The organism is Methylobacterium sp. OAE515 (genome assembly GCF_041806315.1).
Taxonomy (GTDB): domain Bacteria; phylum Pseudomonadota; class Alphaproteobacteria; order Rhizobiales; family Beijerinckiaceae; genus Methylobacterium; species Methylobacterium tardum.
On record NZ_JBGMUV010000001.1, the window covers coordinates 2,345,701 to 2,372,388 of the forward strand.

General features: G+C 69.8%; 21 protein-coding genes, 1 tRNA gene and 2 pseudogenes. 16 read left to right on the forward strand and 8 right to left on the reverse strand.

Features of this window, described 5'->3' with window-relative positions; all coding sequences use genetic code 11:
• The first annotated feature begins 260 nt into the window (after positions 1-260).
• Both ABIE45_RS11450 and ABIE45_RS11455 read left to right on the forward strand, forming a co-directional pair.
• The gene (locus ABIE45_RS11450; protein WP_192706827.1) at positions 261-3,491 is read left to right on the forward strand and encodes an SEL1-like repeat protein; all 3,231 of its coding nucleotides are present in this window, start codon (positions 261-263) and stop codon (positions 3,489-3,491) included.
• Between the two features lie 137 nt (positions 3,492-3,628).
• Positions 3,629-4,066 carry a DUF3429 domain-containing protein gene (locus ABIE45_RS11455; RefSeq protein ID WP_192706828.1) on the forward strand — a complete coding sequence of 146 codons (438 nt, stop codon included), beginning with the start codon at positions 3,629-3,631 and terminating at the stop codon, positions 4,064-4,066.
• A gap of 108 nt (positions 4,067-4,174) precedes the next feature.
• Here the strand turns inward: ABIE45_RS11455 and ABIE45_RS11460 are convergent, their stop codons facing one another.
• Positions 4,175-5,389 (reverse strand): NADP-dependent isocitrate dehydrogenase, encoded by a 1,215-nt coding sequence (locus tag ABIE45_RS11460; protein WP_149312273.1) that lies wholly within the window; start codon positions 5,387-5,389, stop codon positions 4,175-4,177.
• A 206-nt stretch (positions 5,390-5,595) separates the two neighbouring features.
• Here ABIE45_RS11460 and ABIE45_RS11465 point away from each other — a divergent pair, with 206 nt between their 5' ends.
• A complete protein-coding gene (locus tag ABIE45_RS11465) occupies positions 5,596-6,369 on the forward strand; it encodes an RNA methyltransferase (RefSeq protein ID WP_192706829.1) in 774 nt (257 codons plus the stop codon).
• Here the strand turns inward: ABIE45_RS11465 and ABIE45_RS11470 are convergent, their stop codons facing one another.
• Positions 6,370-6,555: a hypothetical protein gene (locus ABIE45_RS11470; RefSeq protein WP_192706830.1), complete on the reverse strand. Its 186-nt coding sequence runs from the start codon at positions 6,553-6,555 to the stop codon at positions 6,370-6,372.
• A gap of 125 nt (positions 6,556-6,680) precedes the next feature.
• On the opposite strand from ABIE45_RS11470, the gene ccmA reads away from it, so the two are divergent.
• The 6 genes from ccmA (at position 6,681) to ABIE45_RS11500 (ending at position 13,644) form a co-directional block, all read left to right on the forward strand.
• A complete protein-coding gene (ccmA, locus tag ABIE45_RS11475; protein ID WP_192706831.1) occupies positions 6,681-7,319 on the forward strand; it encodes a heme ABC exporter ATP-binding protein CcmA in 639 nt (212 codons plus the stop codon).
• On the forward strand, positions 7,316-7,984 hold the full coding sequence (gene ccmB / locus ABIE45_RS11480) for a heme exporter protein CcmB (RefSeq protein ID WP_192706832.1): 669 nt from the start codon (positions 7,316-7,318) through the stop codon (positions 7,982-7,984). Before ccmA ends, ccmB begins: the two co-directional genes overlap by 4 nt.
• Positions 7,985-9,303: 1,319 nt before the next feature.
• Positions 9,304-9,570 (forward strand): 30S ribosomal protein S20, encoded by a 267-nt coding sequence (gene rpsT / locus ABIE45_RS11485; RefSeq protein WP_007561677.1) that lies wholly within the window; start codon positions 9,304-9,306, stop codon positions 9,568-9,570.
• 480 nt (positions 9,571-10,050) lie between these two features.
• Positions 10,051-11,544, forward strand: coding sequence for a chromosomal replication initiator protein DnaA (gene dnaA / locus ABIE45_RS11490; protein ID WP_192706833.1), 1,494 nt, complete (start codon positions 10,051-10,053; stop codon positions 11,542-11,544).
• A 271-nt stretch (positions 11,545-11,815) separates the two neighbouring features.
• Positions 11,816-13,024: an acetyl-CoA C-acetyltransferase gene (locus ABIE45_RS11495; protein WP_192706834.1), complete on the forward strand. Its 1,209-nt coding sequence runs from the start codon at positions 11,816-11,818 to the stop codon at positions 13,022-13,024.
• A 119-nt stretch (positions 13,025-13,143) separates the two neighbouring features.
• Positions 13,144-13,644, forward strand: coding sequence for a hypothetical protein (locus ABIE45_RS11500; RefSeq protein WP_192707363.1), 501 nt, complete (start codon positions 13,144-13,146; stop codon positions 13,642-13,644).
• 31 nt (positions 13,645-13,675) lie between these two features.
• Here the strand turns inward: ABIE45_RS11500 and ABIE45_RS11505 are convergent, their stop codons facing one another.
• On the reverse strand, positions 13,676-14,452 hold the full coding sequence (locus ABIE45_RS11505) for an EAL domain-containing protein (protein ID WP_192706835.1): 777 nt from the start codon (positions 14,450-14,452) through the stop codon (positions 13,676-13,678).
• A 113-nt stretch (positions 14,453-14,565) separates the two neighbouring features.
• On the opposite strand from ABIE45_RS11505, the gene ABIE45_RS11510 reads away from it, so the two are divergent.
• Entirely contained in the window at positions 14,566-16,767 is a 2,202-nt protein-coding gene (locus ABIE45_RS11510; RefSeq protein WP_192706836.1) for a 3-hydroxyacyl-CoA dehydrogenase NAD-binding domain-containing protein, read from the forward strand.
• Between the two features lie 2 nt (positions 16,768-16,769).
• Here ABIE45_RS11510 and ABIE45_RS11515 read toward each other — a convergent pair whose 3' ends face one another.
• Entirely contained in the window at positions 16,770-17,714 is a 945-nt protein-coding gene (locus ABIE45_RS11515) for a LysR substrate-binding domain-containing protein (protein ID WP_192706837.1), read from the reverse strand.
• A gap of 149 nt (positions 17,715-17,863) precedes the next feature.
• Here ABIE45_RS11515 and ABIE45_RS11520 point away from each other — a divergent pair, with 149 nt between their 5' ends.
• Together ABIE45_RS11520 and ABIE45_RS11525 are read left to right on the forward strand one after the other, a co-directional pair.
• Positions 17,864-18,772 carry an amino acid ABC transporter substrate-binding protein gene (locus ABIE45_RS11520; protein WP_192706838.1) on the forward strand — a complete coding sequence of 303 codons (909 nt, stop codon included), beginning with the start codon at positions 17,864-17,866 and terminating at the stop codon, positions 18,770-18,772.
• Between the two features lie 19 nt (positions 18,773-18,791).
• Positions 18,792-19,856, forward strand: coding sequence for a GntG family PLP-dependent aldolase (locus tag ABIE45_RS11525; protein ID WP_192706839.1), 1,065 nt, complete (start codon positions 18,792-18,794; stop codon positions 19,854-19,856).
• 7 nt (positions 19,857-19,863) lie between these two features.
• Here the strand turns inward: ABIE45_RS11525 and ABIE45_RS11530 are convergent, their stop codons facing one another.
• Both ABIE45_RS11530 and ABIE45_RS11535 read right to left on the reverse strand, forming a co-directional pair.
• Positions 19,864-20,733, reverse strand: a complete 870-nt coding sequence (locus tag ABIE45_RS11530; protein WP_192706840.1) for a 3'-5' exonuclease — start codon at positions 20,731-20,733, stop codon at positions 19,864-19,866.
• A gap of 72 nt (positions 20,734-20,805) precedes the next feature.
• Positions 20,806-21,060, reverse strand: coding sequence for a BRCT domain-containing protein (locus tag ABIE45_RS11535; protein WP_373622866.1), 255 nt, complete (start codon positions 21,058-21,060; stop codon positions 20,806-20,808).
• A gap of 298 nt (positions 21,061-21,358) precedes the next feature.
• Here ABIE45_RS11535 and ABIE45_RS11540 point away from each other — a divergent pair.
• Positions 21,359-21,460: pseudogene (locus ABIE45_RS11540) on the forward strand (hypothetical protein); the annotation flags it as partial.
• Here ABIE45_RS11540 and ligA read toward each other — a convergent pair.
• A pseudogene (gene ligA, locus ABIE45_RS11545) lies at positions 21,442-23,238 on the reverse strand (NAD-dependent DNA ligase LigA); the annotation flags it as partial. The pseudogenes ABIE45_RS11540 and ligA overlap by 19 nt on opposite strands.
• Before the next feature lie 65 nt (positions 23,239-23,303).
• The gene (locus ABIE45_RS11550) at positions 23,304-24,599 is read right to left on the reverse strand and encodes an MFS transporter (RefSeq protein ID WP_373622310.1); all 1,296 of its coding nucleotides are present in this window, start codon (positions 24,597-24,599) and stop codon (positions 23,304-23,306) included.
• A 128-nt stretch (positions 24,600-24,727) separates the two neighbouring features.
• Between ABIE45_RS11550 and ABIE45_RS11555 the strand changes: the two genes are divergently transcribed.
• From ABIE45_RS11555 to ABIE45_RS11565, 3 genes are all read left to right on the forward strand, one after another.
• Positions 24,728-25,426 carry a 4'-phosphopantetheinyl transferase superfamily protein gene (locus ABIE45_RS11555; RefSeq protein ID WP_192706842.1) on the forward strand — a complete coding sequence of 233 codons (699 nt, stop codon included), beginning with the start codon at positions 24,728-24,730 and terminating at the stop codon, positions 25,424-25,426.
• 84 nt (positions 25,427-25,510) lie between these two features.
• Positions 25,511-25,587, forward strand: a tRNA-Pro gene (locus ABIE45_RS11560).
• A gap of 23 nt (positions 25,588-25,610) precedes the next feature.
• Complete coding sequence (locus ABIE45_RS11565) at positions 25,611-26,684, forward strand: hypothetical protein (protein WP_373622311.1); 1,074 nt, start codon at positions 25,611-25,613, stop codon at positions 26,682-26,684.
• The last annotated feature ends 4 nt before the right edge of the window (positions 26,685-26,688 follow it).

Genomic DNA, 26,688 nt, shown 5'->3' on the forward strand with positions numbered 1-26,688 from the left:
CGCCGCGTTGGCCGCATGTAAACGGTCCGCCGCCCGGCGATCAACGGCGAAGCCTTGCCGCAGGGTGACGCCCGGCCTCAGCCATCACGATCTTCCAGGCTTGGTGATTACCGGACAATCGAACCCTTAACCTCGTGTTTACCAAGAAAGTTAATCGTCACGCTCGAACGATCCGATGTGCGCGTTCCGTGGATGCCCAGCCGGGCTGTCTCCGTCGTGCACAGGATCGGTTGCCGAACGCTGCCGACGACAGGCCACCGATGACCCGCAACGCGATGCCGCAGCTCGACAGTTTCGATCCCGAGGTGCTGGATGCCGCCCGGGATGTCGCGGCGCGCGCGGGTGTTCCGCTGGAGACCTGGATCGCCTCGGTGGTGCCGCAGGGGCAGCCGGCGCCGGGAGGCAATCGGCGTCACCGTCGCCGTCATCGCGCCGAGCAACTCGCGCATAGCACCGGCCGGTCCGAGACCGTGGCCGCCGAGGAACGCCGTGCGGCCAAGGCCGAATCGGCCGAAGGCTACGGCAACGGCATCAACGCCCTGATGGACCGCCTCGACGGCCTTAACCGGGGGCTCGACGAGGAGCGGCGCAGCGCCCAGGAGGCCGAGGCCCGCCGGCTCGCCGAGATCGAGGCGCGCATCGAGCGCGCCCTGAAGGCTGCGCCCGTCCAGGAAGTCACCGACCGTCTCGGCGATATTGAGCGCCGGATGTCGCAGCTCGGGGAGCAGGTCGCCGCCACCCGCCCGCCGGGCCGCCGCGCCCGTCCCGCAGCCGCCGACATCCGCAACGCGGTCCAGGATATTCGCCAGCGGCAGCGGGAGCTGTCGCAAGAGGTCGCCGCCGGACCCACGCTCGATGCCGCCTCCGACGGGGGCGTGGTCGCCAGCATGCGCCTGGACCTCGCCCGCCGGCTCGAAGCCCGGATCGAGGAGGTTGCCGCGCCTTCTGCGGCCTTGTCCGAGCTGCAGGACGAGACTGCCCGCCTGCGCGAGGCGATCAATCAGCTGGCTACGAGCCGCGATATCGGTGCGCTGGAGCAGGCTGTCGTTTCGCTGGCGAGTGGCGTCGAGCGCGCCCAGGCGGGGACCGATCTCACCGCTATCGCGGTCCCAATCGAGCAGGTCCGGGCTCAGGTCGAGCGCCTGGCCGAAGAGGTCGCCGAGAATGTTCACAGCCGCGTCGCCGAGGATGTGCGCCGCCTTGCCGAGCGCCTCGACACGATCGCCGCCACGGGTGCCGCGGATCCCCACGGGCAGACCCTCGCCGGCCTATTCTCGGAACTCGAGGAGATCCGCCGCCTGATCGGTACCCTGGCGGGTCCCGAGCGGATTCAGAGCCTCGCGAACAGCCTGCAGGCCGTGAGCGCGCAGATCGCGCAGCTGCAGCGGGTCGGGACCGGCCAGGATCTGCGGCCGCTGCTGGAGGAGATCCGCAGCGACGTGAAGATCGCCGCGCCGGCGGCCCTGGCCGAGCAGATCCAGGCGATGGCCGGCAAGGTCGACCTTCTCTGCGCGCGGGACGACTGGTCCGAGCACGCCGGGGACGGCACGGGTGCGCGGTCCGGCGAGATGGCTTCCATCCACGCCATGCTGCGCAGCCTCGCCGACAAGGTCGACCAGGTCGGCATCCGCTCTGAGCACGAAGGGCTCGATGCGCTTGAGCGGCAGGTGGTCACCTTGGCCGGCCGGCTCGATGCCCCGCGCGTCTCTGATCCGGCGCTCGTCAGCCTCGAGCACACGATGGGCGAGCTGCTGCGGCAGGTGACGGCCCTGCGCGAAGCTGCGCCGAACGAAGCTGTGGTGGAACGCGCCGCGCGCAGCGCCGTGGCCCAGACCCTCAAGGGCTCCGCGATCGGCGCCGACAGCGGCGAAATCGGCCTGCTGCGGGCCAGCCTGGCGGACATGCAGGCGCGGCAGGTCACCTCGGATCAGCGCCTCGGCGCCACGCTGAACGGGGTGCAATCCGCGCTCGAACGGCTGATCGACCGCCTCGGCCCGGTGGATGCCGTCGGCGCGCGGGCGCCGTCCCTGGACGAGCGCCTGAAATCCTCGACCAGCCCGGAGGCCGCTCTGGCCCCGGCGGAGGCAAGGGTTGCGGCCCGGCAGGACGGCGCCGAGTCCCTGCGGATCTCCGACGACCTCCTCGAGCCGGGCAGCGGGCGTCCCAACCGTGCTTCGCGTGCGGGCCGGGAGGCCGGTGCGCGCCGCTCTGTGAAGCAGCGCACCGCGGACCTGATCCGGGCCGGTGAGACCGGGGAGGCTGCCGCCGAAACCGATATCAAGACCAGCTTCATCGCGGCGGCGCGCCGCGCTGCGCAAGCCGCTCAGGCGGAACTCGCCGCGGAGGCACCGGCCGAGCGCCGCGACGCGCGCGACCAGAAGATGGTGCTGACGCCGTCAGTGTCGGAAGACGGCCGCTTCGCGCGCCTGCGCGCCGAGATCGACCGCCGCCGCCGGCCGCTGCTGCTCGGCCTGGCCGCCATCGTGCTGGCCCTGGGCGCGCTTCAGGCGATCACCATGCGCGGCGCGGAGGAGCAGCGTCCGGTCGTCGCGAGCCAGGCCGCCCCGGTCCGTGAGGAGCCGGCGAAGGCGGCTGTGCCGGATGCCGGCCGCGACGAGACCAAGGAAGCGCCGAAGGACACGCCGGCTGCGAAGGCGCCGGTCAGCGAACCGACGACCACGCAGGCCCTGCCGACCCCGCCTCCGGCCGAGGCGCACCCGCCGGCTTCCAAGGCGTCGGTGCCGCAGATCTCGGGGATGAACAGCCTGCAGGCTGATCTCGGCAACCTGCCGCCGGCTCTCGCGAAGCTGAAGGCGGCCGCACTGGACGGCGACGGCGCGGCGATCTTCGATCTTGCGACCCGGGAGGCCGACGGCCGCGGCATGCCCCGCGACCTCGCGGTCGCGGCCAAGCTCTACGAGAAGCTCGCCACGGCCGGCTACGCCCCGGCTCAGTACAAGCTCGGCGGTCAGTACGAGAAGGGATCCGGCCTCGTTCGGGATCTCGACAAGGCGAAGCTGTGGTACGGCCGCGCCGCCGAGCAGGGACACGCCCGCTCGATGCACAATCTCGCGGTGCTCTACGCCGAAAATCCCGCCGCCAGCGGCAAGCCGGATTTCGCCTCGGCCGCCTCGTGGTTTCGACAGGGCGCCGAATTCGGCGTCCGCGACAGCCAATACAATCTGGGAGTGCTGTACGCGCGGGGGCTGGGGCTGACGCAGGATCTCGTGCAGTCGTATGCGTGGTTCGCGGCGGCGGCAGCTCAGGGCGACGACGACGCCGCCAAGAAGCGGGACGACGTCGCCAACAAGCTGAGCCCGGCCGACCTCGCCAAGGCGAAGGGCTTGGCGGCGACGTTCAAGCCGCGAAAGATCGACGCGGCCGTCAACGAGCCGCCGGCCCCGAAGGCCGGTGCAAACGCCCCGATGTCGCTCCTCGGCGCGCCCGCGCCGAACACGGTGGCCTTCTCGGCGCCCGCACGGCGGACCTAGCGGCGAGCTGCCGCCCCGCGAGGCCCGCGATCCGAGCTTGACCGCCGTGCCGCGATGCGGGAACGCTCCGGCCGGGCGGCGTCGGACCGGTTCCGGATCGTGCGGGTGACCCACCCTGGCCGCCGCTCGGAGGATGGATGGCGCACCGGAACCCTGTCCCGATCAGCGCCATCGTTCTGGGTGTGGCCGGTCTGATCCCGTTTCTCGGATTTGCGGCCCTGGCCGTCTCCGGCACCGATGGCGGGTTGAGCAGCATCGGATTGGCGCCGCGCACCATCCTCTCCGCCTACGGGGCGGTGATCGCCTCCTTCCTGGGCGGAATCCGCTGGGGTGCCGCGGCGGCGCGCAATGCCGGAAACGGCGACTACATCGTGGCGATCGTCCCGTCCCTGGTGGCCTGGGCCGCCATGGCGGCGCCGGCGCCCTGGGACCTGCGCATCCTCGGCGGTCTCGTGCTGGCCTGGGGGCTTATCGATCAGGACCTACCCCGCCGCGGCCTCGCACCGCTCTGGCTGGGCCGCCTGCGGCTCGTTCTGTCCGGCGTCGCCGGCGCCGCGTTGCTGGTTGCCGCCTGAGCGCCCGTTCGTTCCGCGCCCCGGTCGAAGCTTTCTCGGCGGACGGGGTGCCGACGGGAAACGGCGGGCGTCCGGAACGCCCGCCGCTCTCAAGGTCGTGCGCGTGCCTCACGCACCCATGGCGGTCTTCAGGTTCTGGTCGACCTTGTCGAGGAAGCCCGTCGTGGACAGCCACTTCTGATCGGGCCCGACCAGCAGCGCCAGGTCCTTGGTCATGAAGCCGGCCTCGACCGTGTCGACGCAGACCTTCTCCAGGGTGGCGGAGAACTTCGCCAGATCGTCGTTGCCGTCGAGCTTGGCGCGGTGGGACAGGCCGCGGGTCCAGGCGAAGATCGACGCGATCGAGTTGGTCGAGGTCTCGCGGCCCTTCTGGTGCTCGCGGTAGTGGCGGGTGACGGTGCCATGGGCGGCCTCGGCCTCGACGGTCTGACCATCCGGCGTCATCAGCACGGAGGTCATCAGGCCGAGCGAGCCGAAGCCCTGGGCGGCCGTGTCGGATTGCACGTCGCCGTCGTAGTTCTTGCAGGCCCAGACGTAGCCGCCCGACCACTTCAGGCACGAGGCGACCATGTCGTCGATCAGGCGGTGCTCGTAGGTGATGCCGAGCGGCTTGAACTTGGCCTCGAACTCCTCCTCGTAGACCTTCTGGAACAGGTCCTTGAACCGGCCGTCATAGGCCTTGAGGATGGTGTTCTTGGTCGACAGGTAGACCGGATACTTGCGCGCCAGGCCATAGTTCAGCGAGGCGCGGGCGAAGTCGATGATGGACTGGTCGAGGTTGTACATCGACATCGCGACGCCGGCCTCGGGGAACTTGAACACCTCCTTCTCGATGACGGTACCGTCATCACCCTCGAACTTGATGGTGAGGCGGCCCTTGCCGGGCACCTTGAAGTCCGTGGCGCGGTACTGGTCGCCGTAGGCGTGGCGGCCGATCACGAAGGGCTGGGTCCAGCCGGGCACGAGGCGCGGCACGTTCTTGCAGATGATCGGCTCGCGGAAGATCACGCCGCCGAGGATGTTGCGGATCGTGCCGTTGGGCGACCGCCACATCTCCTTGAGGCCGAATTCCTGCACCCGCTGCTCGTCGGGGGTGATGGTGGCGCACTTCACGCCGACGCCGTGGCGCTTGATCGCCTCGGCGGCATCGACCGTGACCTTGTCGTTGGTGGCGTCGCGGTGCTCGACGCCGAGATCGTAGTACTCGAGGTCGACGTCGAGATAGGGGTGGATGAGCTTGTTCTTGATCTCGGCCCAGATGATCCGGGTCATCTCGTCGCCGTCGAGCTCGACGACGGGGTTTGCTACCTTGATCTTCGCCATGGGCCGATGCCTTCCCGCCTTGTTCCGGTGCACGGCATGCAAGGGCCGTGCGGTCGCCACCCTGAGAGCCGTTGTGGGCGTCTCGGGCCGGAATCGCCCCGCGACATAGCGCGGGGCTTCCGGCGACGGAAGGCGCACGCTGTCATCCGGCCGGCTTCGTCACCCAACCCTCGACGGGCGAGGGCCGACCGTGCCAGACGGCCTGCATGACCAGCCGCGATTCCCAGGACGTCGCCCAGAGGAAGGCCACCGAAATCCCGCCGGGGATCGCCCCGGCCGTGATCCTGGTGGAGCCGCAGCTCGCCGAGAACATCGGTATGACCGCCCGCGCCATGGCGAATTTCGGCCTTTCGGAGCTGCGCCTCGTCAACCCGAAGAACGGCTGGCCCAAGAAGGGCGTCCGCGAGGCGGCCTCGGGTGCGACGCATGTCCTGGACGGGGCCGTGATCTTCGGCAGCGTCGCCGAGGCCATCGCGGATTGCCGGTACGTGCTGGCGACCACGGCGCGCGAGCGCGGGCAGATGAAACGGGTTTTCGCGCCCGAAGAGGCCATGGGTGAGCTCGTGGCCCGGGAGGGCCAGCGCACCGCGGTGATGTTCGGGCGCGAGCGGGTCGGGCTGACCAACGACGAGGTGTCGCTCGCCGACGCGATCATCACCTTCCCGGTCTCGCCGGATTTTCCCTCGCTCAACCTCGCGCAGGCGGTGCTGCTGGTCGGCTACACGTGGCGGCAGGCGAGCGGGCGGGCGCGGCTGCCCTTCTCGGGCGAGCTGCTCTCGCCGCCGGCGACCCGCGAAGCGCTGATCGCGCTGTTTGGAAGCCTGGAGGCGGCGCTCGACGAGGCCGGCTTCTATCCGCCGGAGAAGAAGGAGATCATCGCGCGCAACATGCGCGACATGCTCCACCGCATGAGCCTGACCGAGCAGGATGTGAGGACGTTCCGCGGCGCGCTGCGGGCCCTGACCCGCAAGGGGGCCTGATCAGCCGGAGGCCGGCTCAATCTCTGGCGGTTTGCCGCCGCCGAAGCAGCGGCCGACCGCCTCCCAGAACGCCGCCTGCTCCTCGACGGTGCATTGGGCCATCCGCGCCTCGACCTTGGCGCGGCCGGCCACCGCGTCCGGCGTCGCGGCGACGTCCGCCTCGTTCGGGTTTCTCGCCTCGGCCATGGGCAATCCTCCGTTGCAGAACGAAAGCGCAGCTGGACCGTGCGGTTCCGTTCCCCGGCGCAATCGGGCATGTAGACGACTTCGCAGAACAGCTGCGCGGCGTCGGGACGGGGGCGGGGGATCGAGTGCGGCTCAGCGTGGACGATCTGGCCTGCCGCCGCTCCGGGCGCCGCATTTTCTCCAACCTGTCCTTCGCCCTCGGACCCGGAGACGCCCTGGCGGTAACCGGGCGGAACGGCGCAGGCAAGTCGAGCCTGCTCGCGATCCTGTCAGGGCGGCTGCGGCCCGATGCCGGGCGGATCACGGTCGCCGATGTCGGGGAGGCGAGCCTGCCGGAATGCCTGCACACGGTCGGCCACCGCGACGGACTGAAGTCGACCCTGACGGCTGGGGAGAACCTCCTATTCGCGCAGCGGCTCCTCGGTGCGCCGCGCCTCGACCCGCGCGCCGCGCTGGAGCGCCTCGGTCTCGGCCATGCCCATGACCTGCCGGTGGCCTATCTCTCGGCGGGCCAGCGGCGGCGCGTTGCCCTGGCCAGGCTGCTGGTTTGCGCCCGGCCGCTCTGGCTCCTGGACGAGCCGACCGCGGCCCTGGACACCACCTCGCAGGCGGTGCTCGCCGAACTGATGGAAGGGCATCGGGCCGGCGGCGGCTTGGTGATCGCGGCGACCCACCAATCCCTCGGCCTGGCCGGCGCTGCGGAACTGCGCATCGAGGCGGCCGCCACGGCGCCTGCATCGGACGTGCTGGAGGAATGGGCGTGACTCGGGCCTTTCTCGCCCTCATCGCCCGCGACCTGCGCCTCGCCGGCCGCGTCGGCGGCTCCGGCGCCCTGTCGCTGGTCTTCTTCCTGATGATCGTCGCCCTGGTGCCCTTCGCGCTGGGGCCCGACCTCAACCTGCTGTCGCGGATTGGCCCGGCGATCCTGTGGCTCGCCGCGGTGCTGGCGACGCTGATCGGCCTCGACCGCCTGTTCCAGGCCGACGAGGAGGACGGCTCCCTCGACCTGATGACCGCCGCGCCGGTGCCCCTCGAACTCGTGGTGCTCGGCAAGGTGACGGCGCATTGGCTGACCACCGGCCTGCCGCTGGCGCTGGCCGCGCCGCTCTTCGGCCTGCTCGTCGCCCTCGACGGCACCGCCATGGGCGCGACGGCCCTGACGCTGCTCGCCGGGACGCCAGCGCTCAGCTTCATCGGCGCGGTGGGGGCCGCGCTGACGGCGTCGATTCGGCGGGGCGGGCTGATCCTCGCCGTGCTGGTGCTGCCGCTGATGATCCCGACGCTGATCTTCGGCGTCTCGGCCGCTCAGGCGGCCAGCGGCGGGACGGTGCCGTTTCTCGTGCCGCTGGCCGTGCTCGGCGCTCTGACGCTGATCGCCGCCGTGGTGGGAACACTGGCGGCGGCGGCGGCTTTGCGCTGGCCGGAGTGAGGCTTGACGCTCGAGCGCTGTCGGTCCGGAGATCGTCGGGCACGAGCCCTTGAGATCTCCCTGTTGCTGGTTTTGTGGTTGTAGATGCACACGGTCTGCGAGATTCTGACGTTTTCCAGCAGGTCGAGCCTAACGTTTCCAGGGTTTCGTGCGTTCGGCCTCATTCCAGAGAGATCGAGCAGGATCTCGGCTTTGAAATCTTGATCGTTATGTAGATCTACGCGCCTCTTGATTTCGATATGTACCTTGTTGCCGAAATCCGTCGCGTTCAGATAATTTCCCGACGCCCTGACCGCCTTCGCGACATCGTTGGTCATGGCTAGAACTTCGCCGTTGCATGGGCAAGCACCGTTGAGAGCTTGCTGGCCAATCGGGCCGACCCAGATCGCCACGTTCGCCTGAGAATTCTCGTCGATCGCATATTCGTGTGCGGTCAGACCCAGTGCCGCTCCGAAGCCATTCTTGCGCGCGGACAAAACCGTCAGCGGCGATAGGGCGAGATCGAGTGTTCGCGCCGACTGAATCGCGGCGAGCGCACCTTCGATCGCCAACGGCACAGCTGGCAGAAAGGCCGGCTGCACGAGGGGCTCCGAGACGAGGTCCGTCGCCGTCAACGTGCTGCGCGACAGCACATCACCGGTCTGACCGTCCTGGATCGTCTGCGTCTCCCCGGATGTCTCGAAGATCCGGCTTTCACCATCCGGCGCGATGACCGTGTGTTGTTCGTCGAAGGGCTTTCGCCCTGTGTGTATTCGGACCGACAGGACGCGCGTCCCATCTTCCAGCGTTGTGGCTTCCGGGAGCGGGGGCGGGTCTTGAGGAGAGGGGCCGCTGGGCTGATCCTCGTGGATTGAGGCCCATCGGCCACCTCCGGGGCCTTGCACCCACTCGCCGCCGTTTGGCTGTCCCGCTGGTGCGTGCGGCTGCGTCTCCCAGCCTTTGTCTTGGAGTTGCCGCTGCAGGCGGATCAGCTTGGTCTCCAGGGCGAGGCCGGCAAGAACGTTGCGCAGCATGATCGCCTCGCCGTGCGTTGAGACTTGTCACGCATCGTCGCCTCGCTCCGCCGTTCCGCGGTTCAGCCTTCACAACACAGGAACTTAGGAAAAATGTCAAGATTTAAGACACATGGCTTGCTCCGTGGCGCGCGGTCTGTTCCGCGTTGACGCAGGGCGGCCCTCTGACTATAGAAGCCGCTTCGCCGAGGGGCCGCGCTTTCGCGCGCGCTGCGTCTCGGCCATCGCCAGACAACCTGACGCGACGACCGATTTCCGGCACAGCCGGCCCGTCGGCATCGCCCGACGAGAAACACGAGGACGTACATGGCCAACACCGCTTCGGCCAAGAAGATGACCCGCAAGATCGCCAAGCGCACGGCGATCAACCGCTCGCGCCGCTCGCGCATGCGCACCTTCGTCCGCAAGGTTGAAGAGGCCATCGCCACGGGCAACCAGCAGGATGCGCTGGCCGCCCTCCGCGCCGCCGAGCCCGAGATGATGCGCGCAGCGCAGCACGGCATCGTTCACAAGAACAATGCCTCGCGGAAGGTCTCGCGCCTCGCCGCCCGGGTGAAGGCGCTCGCCGCTTAACGCACCCACACAGTTCAGACGGTTTCAAGCCCGGCCTTCGCGCCGGGCTTTTTCGTGCGCGCTGTCCAGGCGGCGTTCGCCGGCGCGCGTGAGTCCGAACCGTTAACCCTATCCAAGAATCGACGCGATTGCAGAGTCCGGGATCGGCGTGTAGCTTAACAGAAACTGACACTCCACAAGCAAAACAAAGCGATTTCGGGACTCCAGAGAATCAATCTGATTCGCCAAGACTCTAGCGACCGTCTTGAACGCCCGTGGGAACACTTGCCGACAGCGCTCCGCGCCATCCCCGCAAGTCCCAGTGTTAAAGGAACTGTAGGTAATTGTTGATAGGCTCTTCCAATCGGCAAATGGTCCCCGTGGAGGGGTTGACTCCATGAGTTGGACTCTGTCCCGCCCGTTCTTGCGGGACGCTGAGGGCGTAATTCGTGCGTACGCGCGGCCTGCGGATTTCCGTGGGCAGCGTCGGGAGAGCCAGTGATGCGTGTCGACGGAACGGTGGCGAGCGACGACGAGGGTGGCCGCAACGGCGGCGGTACCGATTACGGATCTGCCTGGGCGCGGGTGAAGCGCCGGCTCCGCGCGGAACTCGGCGAGGACGTGTTCGCTAGCTGGTTCGCACGCCTGGAGCTGGAGTCGGTCGCTGGCGGCGCGGCGCGCCTCACCGTGCCGACCCGCTTCCTGAAGAGCTGGATCGAGTCGCACTACCTCGATCGCGTGCTGAACACCTTCAAGGCCGAGGTCGAGGAGATCGCGCGGATCGAGGTCGGTGTGCGCGGGACCGGCGCCCCGGTCCGGCCGGTCACCGCGGGTGCCGCCAAGCCCAATCCGGCCAGCGGGCCGCTCGCGCGCCTCCACGCCGCCGGCGCTCCGATGCCGGTCGCGGCTGTCGCGCCCGCACAGGATGCTCGGAGCGCGGAAGCCGGCGGCGATCTCAGCGGCACCCCCCTCGATAACCGGCTGACCTTCGCGAGCTTCGTGATCGGGCGCTCCAATGCCCTGGCCCATGCCGCCGCCGAGCGCGTGGCCAACCACCAGGGGGAGGGTGCGCTCTACAATCCGCTCTACCTCCATGCCGGTGTCGGCCTGGGCAAGACCCACCTGCTGCACGGCATCGGACATGCTGCCCGCGAAGCCGGACGGCGGGTGATCTACCTGACGGCCGACCGCTTCATGTACGGCTTCGTCAACGCCCTGAAGACCCAGTCGGCGCTGGCCTACAAGGAGCGCCTGCGCGGCATCGACCTGCTGATCCTCGACGACGTGCAGTTCATCCAGGGCAAGTCGATCCAGGCCGAGTTCGGCCACACGATCAACGCGCTGATCGATGCCGGCCGGCAGGTCGTGGTTGCCTCCGACCGGCCCCCGACTGAGCTGGAAGCCCTCGACGAGCGCGTGCGCTCCCGGCTCGGCGGCGGCCTCGTGGTCGAGATCACCGCCCTCGACGAGGCCCTGCGCGTGTCGATCCTGTCGGCGCGTCTGGCCGCCGTGCGGGCTTCGCATCCGGGCTTCGACGTCTCGCCGCAGGTGGCCTCCTACGTGGCCCGCGCGATCACTGCCAACGGCCGCGATCTCGAGGGTGCGGTCAACCGCCTGCTGGCCCACGCGACGCTCACCGGCACCGCGGTGACGATGGAGACCGCCGAGAGCGCGATCCGCGACCTCGTGAAGAACCGCGAGCCGAAGCGCATCAAGATCGAGGACATCCAGAAGCTCGTCGCCTCGCGCTACAACGTCTCGCGGTCGGACATCCTGTCGGAGCGGCGGACGGCCGCCGTCGTCAAGCCGCGCCAGATCGCCATGTACCTCTCGAAGGTGCTGACGCTGCGCTCGCTTCCCGAGATCGGCCGCCGATTCGGCGGGCGTGATCACACCACGGTGCTCCACGCCGTGCGCAAGATCGAGAAGCAGATCGGCGAAGATACGGTTCTGGGTGATGAGGTCGAACTCCTGAAGCGCATGCTTCAGGACTGAAGCAGAACCTGCGTCGCTGGAAGCGATACTCTTCCAGGTCCAGCGACGGTCACGTCCAGGTTCACGCGAGGCGCCGCTCGATCGGTTCTGATCGGCGCGCCGGCCGGACGATCACTTCCAAACGCTCTGCGTTGTTACGCGCTCTCCGCCGGTTCCGACCATTTCGGGGCTGGCCGAGGGCGCGCGCGCCGTGGCAGACTGGCGTGAACCGAGACGGCCCTGTAAGGCCGCGTCGCCGACCGGCGAGAACCGACGCCCCGGGGGAGAGCTGATGACGGACGCCTTCATCTACGACCACGTTCGCACGCCGCGCGGGCGCGGCAAGGCGGACGGCTCCCTCCACGAGGTGACGGCCCTCCGGCTGGCGGAGACCGCCCTGCGCGCCCTCAAGGACCGCAACGGGCTCGACACGGGCCTCGTGGACGACGTGGTCCTGGGCTGCGTCGACCCTGTGGGCGAGGCGGGCGGCGACATCGCCCGCGCCGCGGCCCTGGTGGCCGATTACGGCGCGCATGTTCCGGGCGTGCAGATCAACCGCTTCTGCGCCTCCGGCCTCGACGCGGTGAATTTTGCCGCCGCCCAGGTCTTGAGCGGCCAGCACGAGATGGCGGTCGGCGGCGGCGTCGAATCGATGAGCCGCATCGGCATCGGCGCCTCGGGCGGCGCCTGGCCGGTGGATCCGGCGATCGCCATCAAGTCCTACTTCATGCCGCAGGGCGTCTCGGCGGACTTGATCGCCACCAAGTATGGCTTCACCCGCGACGATTGCGACGCCTATGCGGTCCGCTCGCAGGCGCGCTCGGCCAAGTCCTGGGCCGAGGGTCTGTTCGGCGGTTCCGTGGTTCCGGTGCGCGACGTGAACGGCATCACGCTGCTCGACCGGGACGAGCACATGCGGCCCGGCACCGACATGCAGTCGCTGGCCGCGCTGAAGGCGTCCTTCGTGCAGATGGGCCAGATGGGCGGCTTCGATGCCGTCGCCACCGACGCGCATCCGGATGTCGAGACGGTGGATCACGTCCACCACGCCGGCAATTCCTCCGGCATCGTCGACGGCGCGGCCGCCGTGCTGATCGGTTCGAAGGCGGCCGGCGAGGCCGCCGGCCTTCGCCCGCGCGCGCGGATTCGCGCCTTCGCCAATATCGGCTCGGACCCGGCCCTGATGCTCACCGGGCCGGTGGACGTTACCCGCAAGGTCCTGGCGAAGTCCGGGCTGAGCCTGTCCGACATCGACCTGTTCGAGGTCAACGAGGCCTTCGCGGCCGTCGTGCTGCGGTTCTGCCAGGCGTTCGACCTCGATCCTGAGGCGGTCAACGTCAACGGCGGCGCCATCGCCCTGGGCCATCCGCTCGGTGCGACGGGAGCGATGATCCTCGGCACGGCTTTGGACGAGCTGGAGCGGACCGGCAAGGAGCGCGCGCTCATCACGCTCTGCATCGGCGCCGGCATGGGCACCGCCACGATCATCGAGCGGGTCTGAGGCACGCCTACATGGGAGCGGCGTGCCGCCGCTCCCCAAAGTCCGGGAACGCTGCTAGAGGCGCGGGCGACGATCGGCCCGTACCGGGGCCGGACGATAAATCGATGGGAGACAAGCCCTTGAACCGCCTGATCGCGACGCTCTGCCTGGGCGTCACACTGAGCCTGCCGCTCGCCGCCCGCGCCGACGAGGCCGCGGACCGCGTCGCCGCGGCCACGACCCTCGTCAACAAGACCCTGATCAAGAATCTTCAGACGGGGTTCAACGTCGCCCTGGAGAAGACCGTCGCCCCGATGCCGGAAGCCCGCGCCGAGGCGGTCCGCAAGGAACTGACGGCCGAGTTCGAGAAGCAGCGCGGCATCATGATCGAGGGGCTGTCGAAGGACTACGCCGACAAGTTCAGCCTCGCCGAGCTGAAGCATCTCGACGAGATCTACTCCGACCCGACCTATCTCAAGTTCCAGACGATGAACGCCGACCCGAACTCGTCGGTGACGGCGATCTCGCAGAACTCGGTCACCAAGCTGCTCAACATGCTGGCCGTGGCCTCGGCGACCGACAATTCGCCGCAGCCGGGTCAGCCGCCTGTGCCGCCCGCCGCGGCGCCGGCTCAGAAGTAAGTCGATGCCGGCCGCGCGCGCCCCGTTGGCCTCAGGCCGCGCGCGCGGTCGTCGGGGCGAAGCCCGCGACCGGCGGCAGCTCCTCCAGCAGAGGCTTGGCAAAGTGGTAGCCTTGCACGAGCGTGATCCCGAGGCCGCGCAGGGCATCGAGTTCCGCGGCGGTCTCGACACCCTCGGCCAGCACCGTCACGCCCAGGGCCTGGGCGATCGCGACCACGCCGGAGACGATCGCGTGGCGGCCGGCATCGGCGTCGAGGCCGCGGAGCAGGTCCATGTCGATCTTGATCAGGTCGGGGCGGAAATTCGCCAGGAGGCTCAGACCCGCGAAGCCGGCGCCGAAATCGTCGAGCGCGGTGAGAAACCCCTGCTTCCGGTAGGCGGCGACGATGCGCTTCACGTGGTCGATGTCGCGGAAGCGCTCCTGCTCGGTGAACTCGAACATGATGCGCTGGTGTGCGAAGTCGACCCGGCGCGCGGCGTCCAGGGACGCGCGGATGCAGGCATTCGGCTCGTAGACGGCGTTCGGCATGAAGTTGATCGACAGCCGCGTGCCGCTATCGCGGGGGAACAGGCGACCGGCGAGTTCGATCGCCTTGACGCGGGCGGCCTGGTCGAACTGGTAGCGGGTCTCATCGGTCACGCGATCGAGGATCGTGTAGGCCGGCTCGCCGTTCGGCCCCCGCACCAGCGCCTCGTAGGCCCAGACCGACCCGTCCGCCAGATCGAGGATCGGCTGGAAAGCCATCGTGAAGTCGAAGCCGAGTTTGGTTCCGGCGCGGCAGGCCCGGCATCCGATATCGTTCGTCATAGGCGGCGTCCGTCGGTACTCCCCGGCCCGCTGACTCTGGACGTGCGCGCTCTACACAACCTTAACGTGGCCGCGTTGGTATCCCGCTGACGCTTTCCTGGGAGGACGGCACCGTGACGCTGACCGATTTCCGTTTCGAGACCGATCCCGACGGCATCGCTCTGGCGACCTGGGACATGCCCGGCCGTTCGATGAACGTGATCACCGAGGGGGTGATGGACCAGCTCGAGCAGATCATCGAGCAGGTTGCGTCCGATCCGGCGATCAAGGGCTGCGTCATCGCCACCGGCAAGGACAATTTCTCCGGCGGCGCCGACCTCACCATGCTGCAGGGCCTCGGCCGGGCCTACGAGCAGCTGAAGGCCGAGCAGGGCGAGGAGGTGGCGATGCGCCACTTCTTCGAGGCGTCCCGGCGGCTCTCGCTGCTGTTCCGCCGCCTCGAGACCTGCGGCAAGCCCTTCGCGGCGGCGATCCAGGGCCTGTGCCTGGGCGGTGCCTTCGAGCTGGCGCTGTCGTGCCACCACCGGGTCGCCTCCAACGACGGGAAGACACGGGTCGGCCTGCCGGAGATCAAGGTCGGCCTGTTCCCGGGCGGCGGCGGCACGCAGCGCGTCGCGCGGCTCATGCAGACCGGCGACGCGCTGCAGATGCTGTTCAAGGGCGAGCAGATCCGCGCGCCCATGGCGAAGGGCATGGGGCTGATCCACGCCGTGGCGCCGCAGGCGGAGATCGTCGAGCGGGCCAAGGCATGGATCCGCGAGGGCGGTTCGGCGGTGGCCCCGTGGGACGTGCCGAAGTTCAAGGCGCCCTCCGGGAAGGTCTACTCGCCCGCCGGCATGATGATCTGGCCGCCGGCCAACGCGATCTACCGGCGCGAGACGCACGACAATTATCCGGCCGCCAAGGCGATCCTGGCCTCCGTGTACGAGGGCCTGCAGCTGCCGATGGATCTCGGCCTGCGGGTCGAGAGCCGCTACTTCGCCCACATCCTGCGCTCGACCGAGGCGGCGGCGATGATCCGCACGCTGTTCATCTCGATGGGCGAGCTGAACAAGGGCGCGCGCCGTCCGAAGGACGTGCCGGCCACGAACCTCCGCCGCGTCGGCGTGATCGGCGCCGGCTTCATGGGCGCGGGCGTTGCCTACGTGACGGCTCAGGCCGGCATCGAGGTGGTGCTGGTCGATCAGTCGGTGGAGGCCGCCGAGAAGGGCAAGGCCTACGCCCACACGCTCATCACCGGCCAGATCAACAAGGGCCGCGCCAAGACCGCCGACCGCGACGCGCTGCTCGGCCGCATCACTGCAACGGCGGATTACAACGCGCTGGCGGAGTGCGACCTCGTGGTCGAGGCGGTGTTCGAAGATCCCAAGGTCAAGGCCGAGGTGATCCAGAAGGTCGAGGCGGTCATCCGTCCCGACGCGATCTTCGCGTCCAACACCTCGACCCTGCCGATCACCGGGCTGGCCAAGAGCTCGCAGCGACCGGCGCAGTTCGTCGGCATCCATTTCTTCTCGCCCGTCGAGAAGATGATGCTGGTCGAGATCATCAAGGGCGCGGCGACCGGAGACGCGGCGCTGGCCACGGCCCTCGACTACGTGCGCCTGATCAAGAAGACCCCGATCGTCGTGAACGACGCCCGCGGCTTCTTCGCCAACCGCTGCGTCGGCGCCTACATCCTCGAAGGCCACAAGATGCTGGCCGAGGGCGTGCCGCCCGCGATGATCGAGAGTGCCGGGCGTCAGGCCGGCATGCCGGTCGGTCCGCTCTCGCTCAACGACGAGGTCGCCCTCGATCTCGTCCTCAAGATCGCCAAGGCCACCGAGGCGCAGGTGGGGCAGGGCGCCGTCGATCCTGCCCAGAAGGCGATCCTGTCCGAGATGGTCGAGCACCAGGGCCGGCTCGGCCGGAAGAACCGCAAGGGCTTCTACGACTATCCCGAGGGCGCGCCAAAGCGTCTCTGGCCTGGCTTGAAGGACCTGCAGCCCAACCGGCTCGATCCGGAGGCGGTCGACTTCACCGAGCTCAAGCAGCGGCTGCTGGTGGTGCAGGCGCTGGAAGCCGCCCGCACGGTGGGTGAGGGCGTGGTGACCGATCCGCGCGAGGCCGATGTCGGCTCGATCCTCGGCTTCGGCTTCGCGCCGTTCACCGGGGGCGCCCTGTCGTACATCGATTTCATGGGCACGGCGGCCTTCGTCGATCTCGCCCGCCAGCTCGAGGCAAAGCACGGCCCCCGCTTCCACGTTCCGGACAACTTGTCCGCGATGGCCGAGCGGGGCGGTACATTCTACGCGGAAGCCGATCGGCGCGCCGCGTAAGATCACTCTGCCGGACGCTCGGACGGCGCGTCCGGCAGATGCGCAAGCTCCTCCAAGAGGACACCGCGCGCGCAGGCGCCGAAGGCCCGCATGAGCCGTCCACGGGCGTGGTCGGGTGGGAACAGCAGGGCAAAGCGCACCGGTAGTGCCGGGAGGAAGGGCCGGATCGCGATCGGCGAGACCTTGGCCTCCTCGTGGGCGGCCAGCGGATTCATCACGCTGAAGCCGAGGCCCGCCGAGACCAGCGTGCAGATTGAGGCGCCAAGCCCCGCCTCCGCGGTGACCATCAGGGGGATGCCGGCCTGGGCGAAGACCGCCTCGGTGCTGCTCCGCAATGCGCTTCCGAGCGGAGACGCCACAAACGGCACGCCGCGAAGGTCCGCCGGTTCCAGCATTGTGCGGGCGGCGAGCGGATGGTCTTGCGGCAGAATGGCGACGCAGGCGCGCGTCTCCACATGATCGAGCCGTGCATCCGGGATCTCGCCGTACAGCATGGTCAGTGCGGCATCACAGAAGCCGCTCGCGATCCAGCCATTCACGGTCTCGTCGTCGCCGGAATGGATCGCCACGATCACGTCCGGATGCTTCGATCTGAACCGGACCACGGCACGGGCGAGCAAGCCCCCCGCGAGGCGGGGCATCGCGGCGACCCGCAGGCGCTCGGCGCCGAAGGCGCGGATCCGCGCCGCCGCCGTCTCCAGACTGCTCAGCCCCACGAAGGCACGCTCGACCTCGGCGTGGAAGCGGGTTCCGTCGAGAGAGGGAATGACGCGGCCGCCGCTGCGATCGAACAGGGGCAGTGCCGTGATCGCCTCCAGCTGCCCGATCAGACGGCTGATTTGCGGCTGCGAGGTGTGGAGGCGCAGCGCTGCCTCGGTCATCGAGCCGGACGCCACCACGGCGCGGAACGCCTCGATGTGCCGGAAGGTCAGGCGTCGTTCGGCCATATCAGATCCGTATGGTCCCCAGATGAATCGGAATTGGACGCCGGCTTGGCCAAGCCCTTAGGATCGCACGGCAAAGCTTCGAGCCGGGCGCACGTCATCGTGGGGCTCAAGCACCGAGGTCCGACGGATTATCGAAGGGGGCACGGATCATGTCGAGGACGCTTTCGCTCGTGATCGCAGCCTTGTGCTGCGTCGGGATCACCGCGCCCGTCTCGGCGGAGGGGCGCCTCGACAAGATCCGGTCGACCGGCCAGATCAGCCTCGGCTTTCCTGATGCGTCCCCGCCCTTCGGCTTCCTCGACCAGAACGCCAAGCCGGTCGGTTATTCACTGGAGATATGCGAGCACGTTGCCGAGAAGCTGAAGGCGGCTCTCGGGCTGACCAAGATCGACATCCGCCATGTGCCGGTCATGTCGGCGACGCGGATTCCGCTTATCAACAATGGGACGATCGATCTGGAATGCGGCACCGCCAGCAACCTGCCGGAGCGGCACAAGCTGGTCTCCTTCGCGCCGACCACGTTCGTGGCGCAGGTGGTGCTGGTGGCCAAGAAGGACGCGCCGGTGGACGTCGACGACATCGCCACGTTCCGCCGCAAGGCGATCTCGGCGCAGGCCGGTGGCGAGACCCAGCGGGTCGCGACCCGCATCAACGTCCGCGATAAGCTCGACATCCAGGTGATGCCCGCCAAGGACACCGCGGAGGTGTTCCTGCTGGTGGAGACCGGCCGCGCAGCCGGAGCGATCAATGACGACGCGTTGGCCCACGCGACCGTCGCCGGGGCCAAGCGCCCGGGAGACTACAAGATCGGCACCAAGGGTCTCGAATTCGCCCCCTACGGAATCCTCGAACCCAGGGATGACGCGGCTTTCAAGGCGGCGGTCGACAAGGCGGTGGTCGAGCTGATCCAGGACGGCACGGTGGCGCGGCTCTACGCGCGGTATTTCGAGCATCCCATCCCGCCGAGGGGCATCAATCTCGAGCTGCCGATGAGCGACGTCCTCAAGCGCGCCCTGGCCAATCCGACCGATTCCGGCGACGAGGCCGCTTACCGGTAGACGCGGCACGGGCGAACCCATGAAGCGCGACGAATTCAGCAGCGACGCCGCATCGCCGGCCTCGGTCGACTTGCGCAGCGACACGGTCACCCGACCGACCGAGGCCATGTACGCGCAGATGCGCGCCGCGCCTCTGGGCGACGACGGGCTCGACGGCGATCCGACCGCGCGTGCGCTGGAGGAGACCGCCGCGGCAATTCTCGGCAAGGAGGCCGGCCTGTTCGTGCCGAGTTGCACCATGGGCAACCTGCTGGCGATCCTGGCCCAGGTCCAGCGCAGCGAGCAGATCCTGCTGGAAGCGCAGGCACACATGATCAACACCGAGCGCGGCGCCGCCACACTCACGGGCGCTTTCCTGCTCGGCATTGCCGGCACGGACGGCGCCATGGACCTCAATCAGCTGGAGGACGCCCTTCGTCCGGCTGCGAGCCCGCTCCGGACCGGCATGATCGCTCTGGAGACCTCACACAACGCCGCTGGCGGCGCCGTCCTGCCGCTTGCCCATATGACGGCCGTATCCAGCCTCGCCCGGGCGCGGGGCATCCCGGTCCATCTCGACGGGGCGCGTCTGTTCAACGCCGCCGCGCATCTCGGCATCGCGCCGGCCGAAGTCTCTGCCTGTGTCGATACGGTCTCGCTCTGCCTGTCAAAAGGATTGAGCGCGCCTGTCGGTGCGGTCCTGGCGGGGAGCGAGGCGGTGATCGCGGCGGCGCGGCGCCTCCGCAAGATGATCGGCGGCACGCAGCGGCAGGTCGGGGTCGTGGCGGCTGCGGGCCTCGAAGCTCTCACCGCCATGGGCTCGCGTCTCACCGAGGACCATGAACGCGCGCGGCAGCTCAGCGAAGGTCTGAACGCGCTGAGACCTCTCCTGTCGGCCAACAACCCCCAGACCAACATCGTGCAGGTCGACCTCGCTGCGACAGGGCGCGGCAGCGCGCGTTGGGTCGACGATCTCGAGGCTGCCGGGGTGCGAACCCGGCCGCTGGGCGAGGCTCGCCTGCGGCTGGTCACGCACCGGCACATTACCGCCGCCGACATCGAACGCGCGATCGCGGCCTTCCGAACCTGCCTTGAGGCGGCTTGACCGCGCTTCAGGCCGCCCCGACGGCGCGGACCCTCGTGCCGAGCATGCGTGCCAGGAGCGCCACGTCGGAGGCGTTGTCGGAGAGAAGATCGGTGATGTCGCCGACTTCCAGCGCCTTCACGTGGCGGCAGCGCATGCCGTAGCGACCGGCCGTGCAGGTGCAGCGCAGCTGCGGACCGCCCGGGCGCTCCTCGAACGCGACGTGGTAGCGGTTGCCGGTCGATCCCCGCATGGTGAAGCTCAGCGCCGCGGACGCTGCCGGGAAGGCCGCCATAGCCCGGCCACTGATCCCTCCGGGGTCACGGCTGGGCCGGGCAGGGCCACCCATCGCCCGCGTGATCGGCAGGCCGATGGCGGCCGCGAGGCCGTGGACATCCGCCGCCTCCCTCTCGCGCATCGCCGCGAGGGCGATCTCCGCGCAGGCATAGGCATCCTCGCCGGCATCGTGATGCTCGAAGCGGATGCCGAGGCGTCGCGCCACCTTGCCGAGGCCGCAGCCTTCCGGCGCCGGAAAGACCCGGCGCGCGACCTGGACCGTGCAGAGATACGAGAGATCCGGCACCGGCAGCCCGGCCCGGGCGAGCCCGGCGCGCAGGACGCCAATGTCGAAGCTCGCATTGTGGGCGAGGATGAGCCCGCGGGCGAGGTCATCGAGGTACGGCGCCATCACGGCGCCGAAGCCCGGCTTGTCGGCGACGTTCGCCGGCAAAATCCCGTGGACCCGGATGTTGCCGGGCGCGAAGCGCATCTCGGGCGGGCGGATCAGGTGGCTCTCGCGGCGGATCACCCGGCCGTCCGCGATCCAGGCGAGCCCGACCGCGCAGGCGCTGTCACGCCGCTCGTTGGCCGTCTCGAAGTCGAGGGCCAGGACCGTCATCGCGGGTGAACCATGGCGGGCAGGAGTTCTCGGGGTGTTCCCCAAGCGGTCTAGGCTGCCGGGACTCCGGCTTCAACCCTGCGCCACCATCCCGAGCCAATCGTCTTCCGAGACCACCCGCACACCGTGCTTCTGGGCGTCCTTCAGCTTTGACCCGGCTCCCGGACCCGCGACGACGAGATCGGTCTTGGCCGAGACCGAGCCCGAGACCTTGGCGCCGAGGCGCTCGGCCACCGCCTTGGCCTCGTTGCGGGTCATCTTCTCCAACGTGCCGGTGAAGACGACGGTCTTGCCCGCGAAGGCGGATGCCGAAGCGGCCTGCTCCATGGGCTCGACCTGGACCGCGTCGAGCAGAGCCGAGACGGCGTCGGCGTTGTGCGGCTCGGCAAAGAACAGGAGCAGCGCGTCGGTGGCGACCGGGCCGATCTCGCCGTCATCGGCGAAGACCCTGTAGGCGTCCCCGGGCCGCTGCTCGGCAGCCCGGGCGATCGCCGCGCGCACGGCGTCGGCGTCGCCGTAATGGGCGAGCAGATTCTCGCGCTGCACGGTGCTGAGGCGGGCGCGCTCCTTGGCCGGCGTCGCGCCGTCCTCGGGGTAGCCGAGATCGAGCAGGCGGTCCCGGGTCGTGCCCCCGACCCGCGGGACGGCCGTCAGCTCGACCCAGTCGGGGCCCGGCTGTGCGGCCGATGCCGCGCGAATCGCCGCAATCAGGGCCGGCATGTCCGAAAAGCGCTTGGCCAAAGCCTTGGCGGTCGCCTCGCCGATCTGCGGGATGCCGAGGGCGAAGAGCAGGCGGTTCATCGGGACCTGGCGGCGCGCCTCGACCCCGGCGAGCAGGTTCTTGATCGCCTTGTCTTCCTCCTCGCCTTTCTTCTTGGAAGCCTTCTTGGGCGGCTCGGCCGTGCCGGATTCCGCCCGCCGCTCGGCCGACAGCGCCTCGCGCCGCGCCACGATGGCGGCCTTCAGCTTCTCGAAATCGAGCCGGAACAGGTCGGCCGGCTGGCGCACGAGCCCCGCCTCGAACAGGACTTCGATATAGGTCTCGCCGAAACCCTCGATGTCGAAGCCGTTGCGCGACACGAAGTGCTTCAGACGCTCCACCCCTTGCGCCGGGCAGATCAGTCCGCCGGTGCAGCGGCGTACCGCGTCCGCGCGGCCGGTGCGCGGGTTGATCGCGCGCACCGCGCGGCTGCCGCAGGCCGGGCAAGTCTCCGGGAAGGCGTAGGGCTGCGAATCCGCCGGGCGCTTGGTGAGATCGACATCCATCACCTTCGGGATGACGTCGCCGGCGCGGACCACCGTCACGGTGTCGCCGACCCGGATGTCGCGGCCGTCGCGGATCGGCTCGCCGTCGGCGCCGACGCCCTTCACGTAGCCCTCGTTGTGCAGGGTCGCGTTGGACACGACCACGCCGCCGACGGTCACCGGCCTCAGCTTGGCCAGCGGGTTCAGCGAGCCGGTCCGGCCGACATTGATGACGATGTCCTCGACGACGGTCGTCGCCTCCTGCGCGGCGAATTTGTGCGCAAGCGCCCAGCGCGGCGAGCGCGAGACGAAGCCGAGCCGCTTCTGGAGCGCGAGGTCGTCGACCTTGTAGACGACGCCGTCGATGTCGTAGCCGAGCCCGGCCCGGTCCGCCTCGATCCGGCGGTAATGGGCGAGGATCTCCGCGGTGTCGGTGAAAGTCTCGGTGAGCGGGTTTACCGGCAGGCCCCAGGACGCGAAGCGCTGCAGGGCGCCGGACTGCGTCTCCGCGATCGGCGCCGAGAGCTCGCCCCAGGCATAGGCGAAGAACTTGAGCGGCCGGGAGGCGGTAATCCCCGGATCGAGCTGGCGCAGGCTGCCGGCGGCGGCGTTGCGCGGATTGGCGAAGAGCGGCTTGCCGGCCGCCTCCTGACGGGCGTTGATGGCGGCGAAGTCGGCGTGGGACAGATAGACCTCGCCGCGCACCTCGCAGATCTCCGGCCATCCAGACCCGGCGAGCGCCGCCGGGATGTCCTGCACGGTGCGGGCATTGGCGGTGACATTCTCGCCGACCTCGCCGTCGCCGCGGGTCGCCGCGGTGTCGAGGCGGCCGTTGACGTAGCGGAGCGACAGGGACAGGCCGTCGATCTTGGGCTCGGCCGTGAAGGCGAGGGGCGTTTCGTCGGGCCAGCCGAGGAAGCGGCGCACGCGGGCGACGAACTCGGCAACCTCGGCGTCGTCGAAGGCATTGCCCAGCGACAGCATCGGCACCGCGTGCCGCACCTTGGCGAACTTCTCCGACGGCTTGGCGCCGACCGAGGTGCTGGCCGCGCCCGTCCCGGCAAGGTCCGGGAAACGGGTCTCGATGTCCTCCAGCCGCCGGCGCAGGCGATCGTACTCCGCGTCCGAGATCTCGGGCGCATCCTCCTGATAGTAGAGCCGGTCGGCCTCCAAGATCGCCTCGGACAGGCGCGCATGCTCGGCGCGCGCCTCCTCGGCGGTCAGGTCGAGATCGGGCGTTTCGGATTTCACGGCGGCCATGATGGGCTTCTAACCCATCGCGAGCCGGCCGGGAGCCGTCCTCGGGCTGGCATCCCCGGTTTCCGTTACCCGCGGGGGCCGAGCAGATCGCCGCGGCCGACCATCCGGGCCGCGGCCAGGAACACACCGGCCACGAGGGCGGCCACGGCCCAAAGCGACAGGACGGGGGCGAGCCAGCCGGCGAGCGCCGTCCCGGCAACCGAGCCCAGATTCATCGCCGCCATGTAGACCTCGAACTGCGTGGCCGCCCCGGCGCGTCCGCGGCTGGCCTGCAGCAAGGCCGGCATCAGCGCGACGATCAGCAGACCCGGCAGCATGTTGGTGAGCGCGAGGATCACCGGCCCGGCCGGTCCGACGAGCCGCGCACCGATCAGGGCCGCGGCCAGCGCGAAGGCTCCGGCGCTGGCGAGCAGCAGGGCGCGCAGCGGCCGCACCGCGCCGGCCCTGTCCGCCCACAGGCCGATCGCCAGCGCGCCGGCCGTGCCGCTCGTCAGCGCCAGCCCCGCCTGAAGACGCGAGAGGGCGGCGGGATCCCAGCCCTGGCGTTGGAGCAGATCGACCGAGAAGGGCAGCTCGAACAGGCCGAGTGCCCCGTCCAGCCCGAAGCAGAGGGCGAGGAGCCGCAAGGCCCTGGGCCGCCGCAGGGCCACGCCGAGCCGGCGCAGGAAGCGACGGAAGGGCAGGCGCCGCGGCGGCGGCCCGCGCCGGCCCGGGGCGGCGAACGCGTCGTTGGGCGCCTCGCGGATCAGCAGCATCGGCAGGCTCGCCAGGACGGCGGCGGCGAGCAGCCAGCGCGCGCTCGCGACGAGCCCCTCTGCGGCGAGCATCCAGGAGAAGATCGCGGCGCTGAGGCTGGTGCCGGCCACAAATCCGGCCCGCGTGCAGGCGCTGACCCGGCCGAGTTCCAGTGCCGGAACATGGTCCATGATCATGCGGTCACAGGCGGTATCGAGGAGCGAGGCGAACAGGCTGTGCGCCAGGAAGATCAACCCCAGCAGGCCGACCTGATCGGGTCGCGCCAGGAGAAGAAGCGCGAGCGCCGCGTGGGCGCCCAGGATCGCCACAACGGCGAAGGGGCGCCGCCGCCCCATCCGGAAATCGCCGGCGCGGTCGATCACCGGTCCCCAGAGGATCGGCTGCAGGGTCCAGGGCAGGCCGGCGAGGGCGAAGTGGAAGCCGACCTCCGCCGCCGAGACACCGCGCGCCGCCAGGTGGTTGGCCAGCGCGGTCAGCGAGAAGCCGGCGATCAGCCCCTGATACAGGTAAGTCGCGAAGAAGACGCCGTAGCGGGCGCGGCGTGTCGCCAGGCTCGGCAGCGTCCAGGCGGCGCTGCGGATCAGAGCGGCCGTCGGGGTGCTCACGTTCGGCAGCCCTTGCCGGCCCGGCGTAGGACGACGATGCTCCTCATCCCGCTCTCACCGGACGCGTCCCCCGTGCCGCCTCACTGCAACGACGTTAGCCTCTGCCCACCACCGCGGCGAGGCGTCGCGTGAGCGCGGCCGACGTCTGGATCGTCGATCTCGCCGTCTCTCCGGATCAGCTCGACCTGTGCTGGACCGTGCTCGATCGACCGGAGCGCGACCGGGCGGACCGGTTCCTGCGGCCCGTGGACCGGGCACGCTACGTGGCGAGCCACGCCGCGCTCAGACGGATCCTCGCCGAGACGCTCGACTGCGATCCGGCCGAGATCCGGTTCGCGGCCGGCGCGGATGGAAAGCCCGAACTCGCCGGATCGGCCCGTGGAGCCCTCGGTTTCAACCTGTCTCATTCCGGGGCGCGCGCGCTGATCGGCCTCGCGCCCGCGGCCGCGATCGGGGTCGATGTCGAGCTGGTCCGGCCGATCCCGGATGCGGGCCAGATCGCGCGGACGCATTTCGCCGCCGACGAGGTGGCCACCTTGATGGCGTTGCCGCCGGACGCGGTCGAGGGCGTGTTCTACGGTCTCTGGTCCCGGAAGGAGGCCGTCGTGAAGGCGCACGGCACGGGTCTGTCGCTTCCCCTCGACCGCTTCAGCGTCACCCTGCCGCCCGCGCCGCCGCGCCTGTTGCGGTGGCCGGGTGCGGGCGGCTGGAGCCTGGCGGAAATCGACGTCGGCCCCGACTATGCCGCGACGGTCGCGGTCCGGTCGGCCGACGCACAGGTGACGTCGCACCGCCTTCCGGCCGATTGGCCGAAGGATCTCGGCTGAATCCCGCAAGAGTGCGCTTGCGGCCCGGGAAAGGCGCGGCTATACACCCGCTCGCCGGCCCTGACGGAGACGCAGGACGGCCTTCGGAGTGTAGCGCAGTCTGGTAGCGCACCACGTTCGGGACGTGGGGGTCGCAGGTTCAAATCCTGCCACTCCGACCAAGATTTCCCGCCAGCCTCAGCAGATGGATCAGACCGGCTCTCCTGGGTCGCTGGGTACGCCTGCGCGCGACCCCGCGGCAGCTCGGCTCGCCGACTGGTCCGGCTTCGCCCGCACCCTCGTCGGCTGCGCCGCCCTGCTGGGCGTCGCAGTGGTCGTCCTCATCGCCATGCTCGATCCCTACGGCCTGCGGGCCGCGCCGGGACGGCCGCCAGGGCCGATCATGGACGCCAACCAGCGGCTCTCCTATCCGCAGATCGCCCGCGGCGGCCGGTTCGACGCGGCGGTCTTCGGGACATCGACGGCGCGCCTGCTCGATCCCGCCGCCCTCGACGCCGCGTTCGACGCGCGGTTCGCCAACCTCGCGGTGAACGCCGCGACACCCGACGAGCAGATCCGCCTCGCGAACCTGTTCCTGGCGCACCGGCCTGTGCGGGCAATCCTGTTCGGTCTCGACGTCACATGGTGCGCCGCCGATCCGCCGGCGCGGACCGCCAACGCGTTCCCCGACTGGCTCTACGCGGAGGGCGCGTCGTGGGGCGTGCTGCGGCAGGTGAGCCTGCGTTCCGCCACGGTCGCCGTGCAGGCCGGCCTCGCCCGCCTCGGCCTCGCGCGTCCCCGCATCCGCCGCGACGGCTACGCGGTCTTCACGCCGCCGGAAGACCGCTACGATCCCGAGCGAGCCCGCGTCCATATCCGTGCCGGCGCCGTCGACCCGGCAGCGAGAGCCGACGCGCCGGACGATCCCATGCCGGCCCTTGCACGGCTCGACGCGCTCCTCGGCCGTGTGCCGGCGGAGGCGCTGAAGCTTCTCGCCTTCATGCCGGTGCACGCGGTGGCCCAGGGCGCGCCCGGCACGCCCGCCAGCCGGCGCGAGGCGGCGTGCAAGGCGCGGGTCGTGGCGATCGGCGCCCGCCGCGGCGCGGTGGTTGTGGATTTCCGCCGCGTCTCGCCGCTCACGACCTCAGACGCAAATTACTGGGACGCGCTGCACTACCGGCTGCCGGTGGCCGCCCGGATTGTCGCGGACCTCAAGGCCGCGGCGACGACCGGAGCGGATGATCCGGACGGCGTCTACCGCGTGCTCGCGCATCCCTGACGCG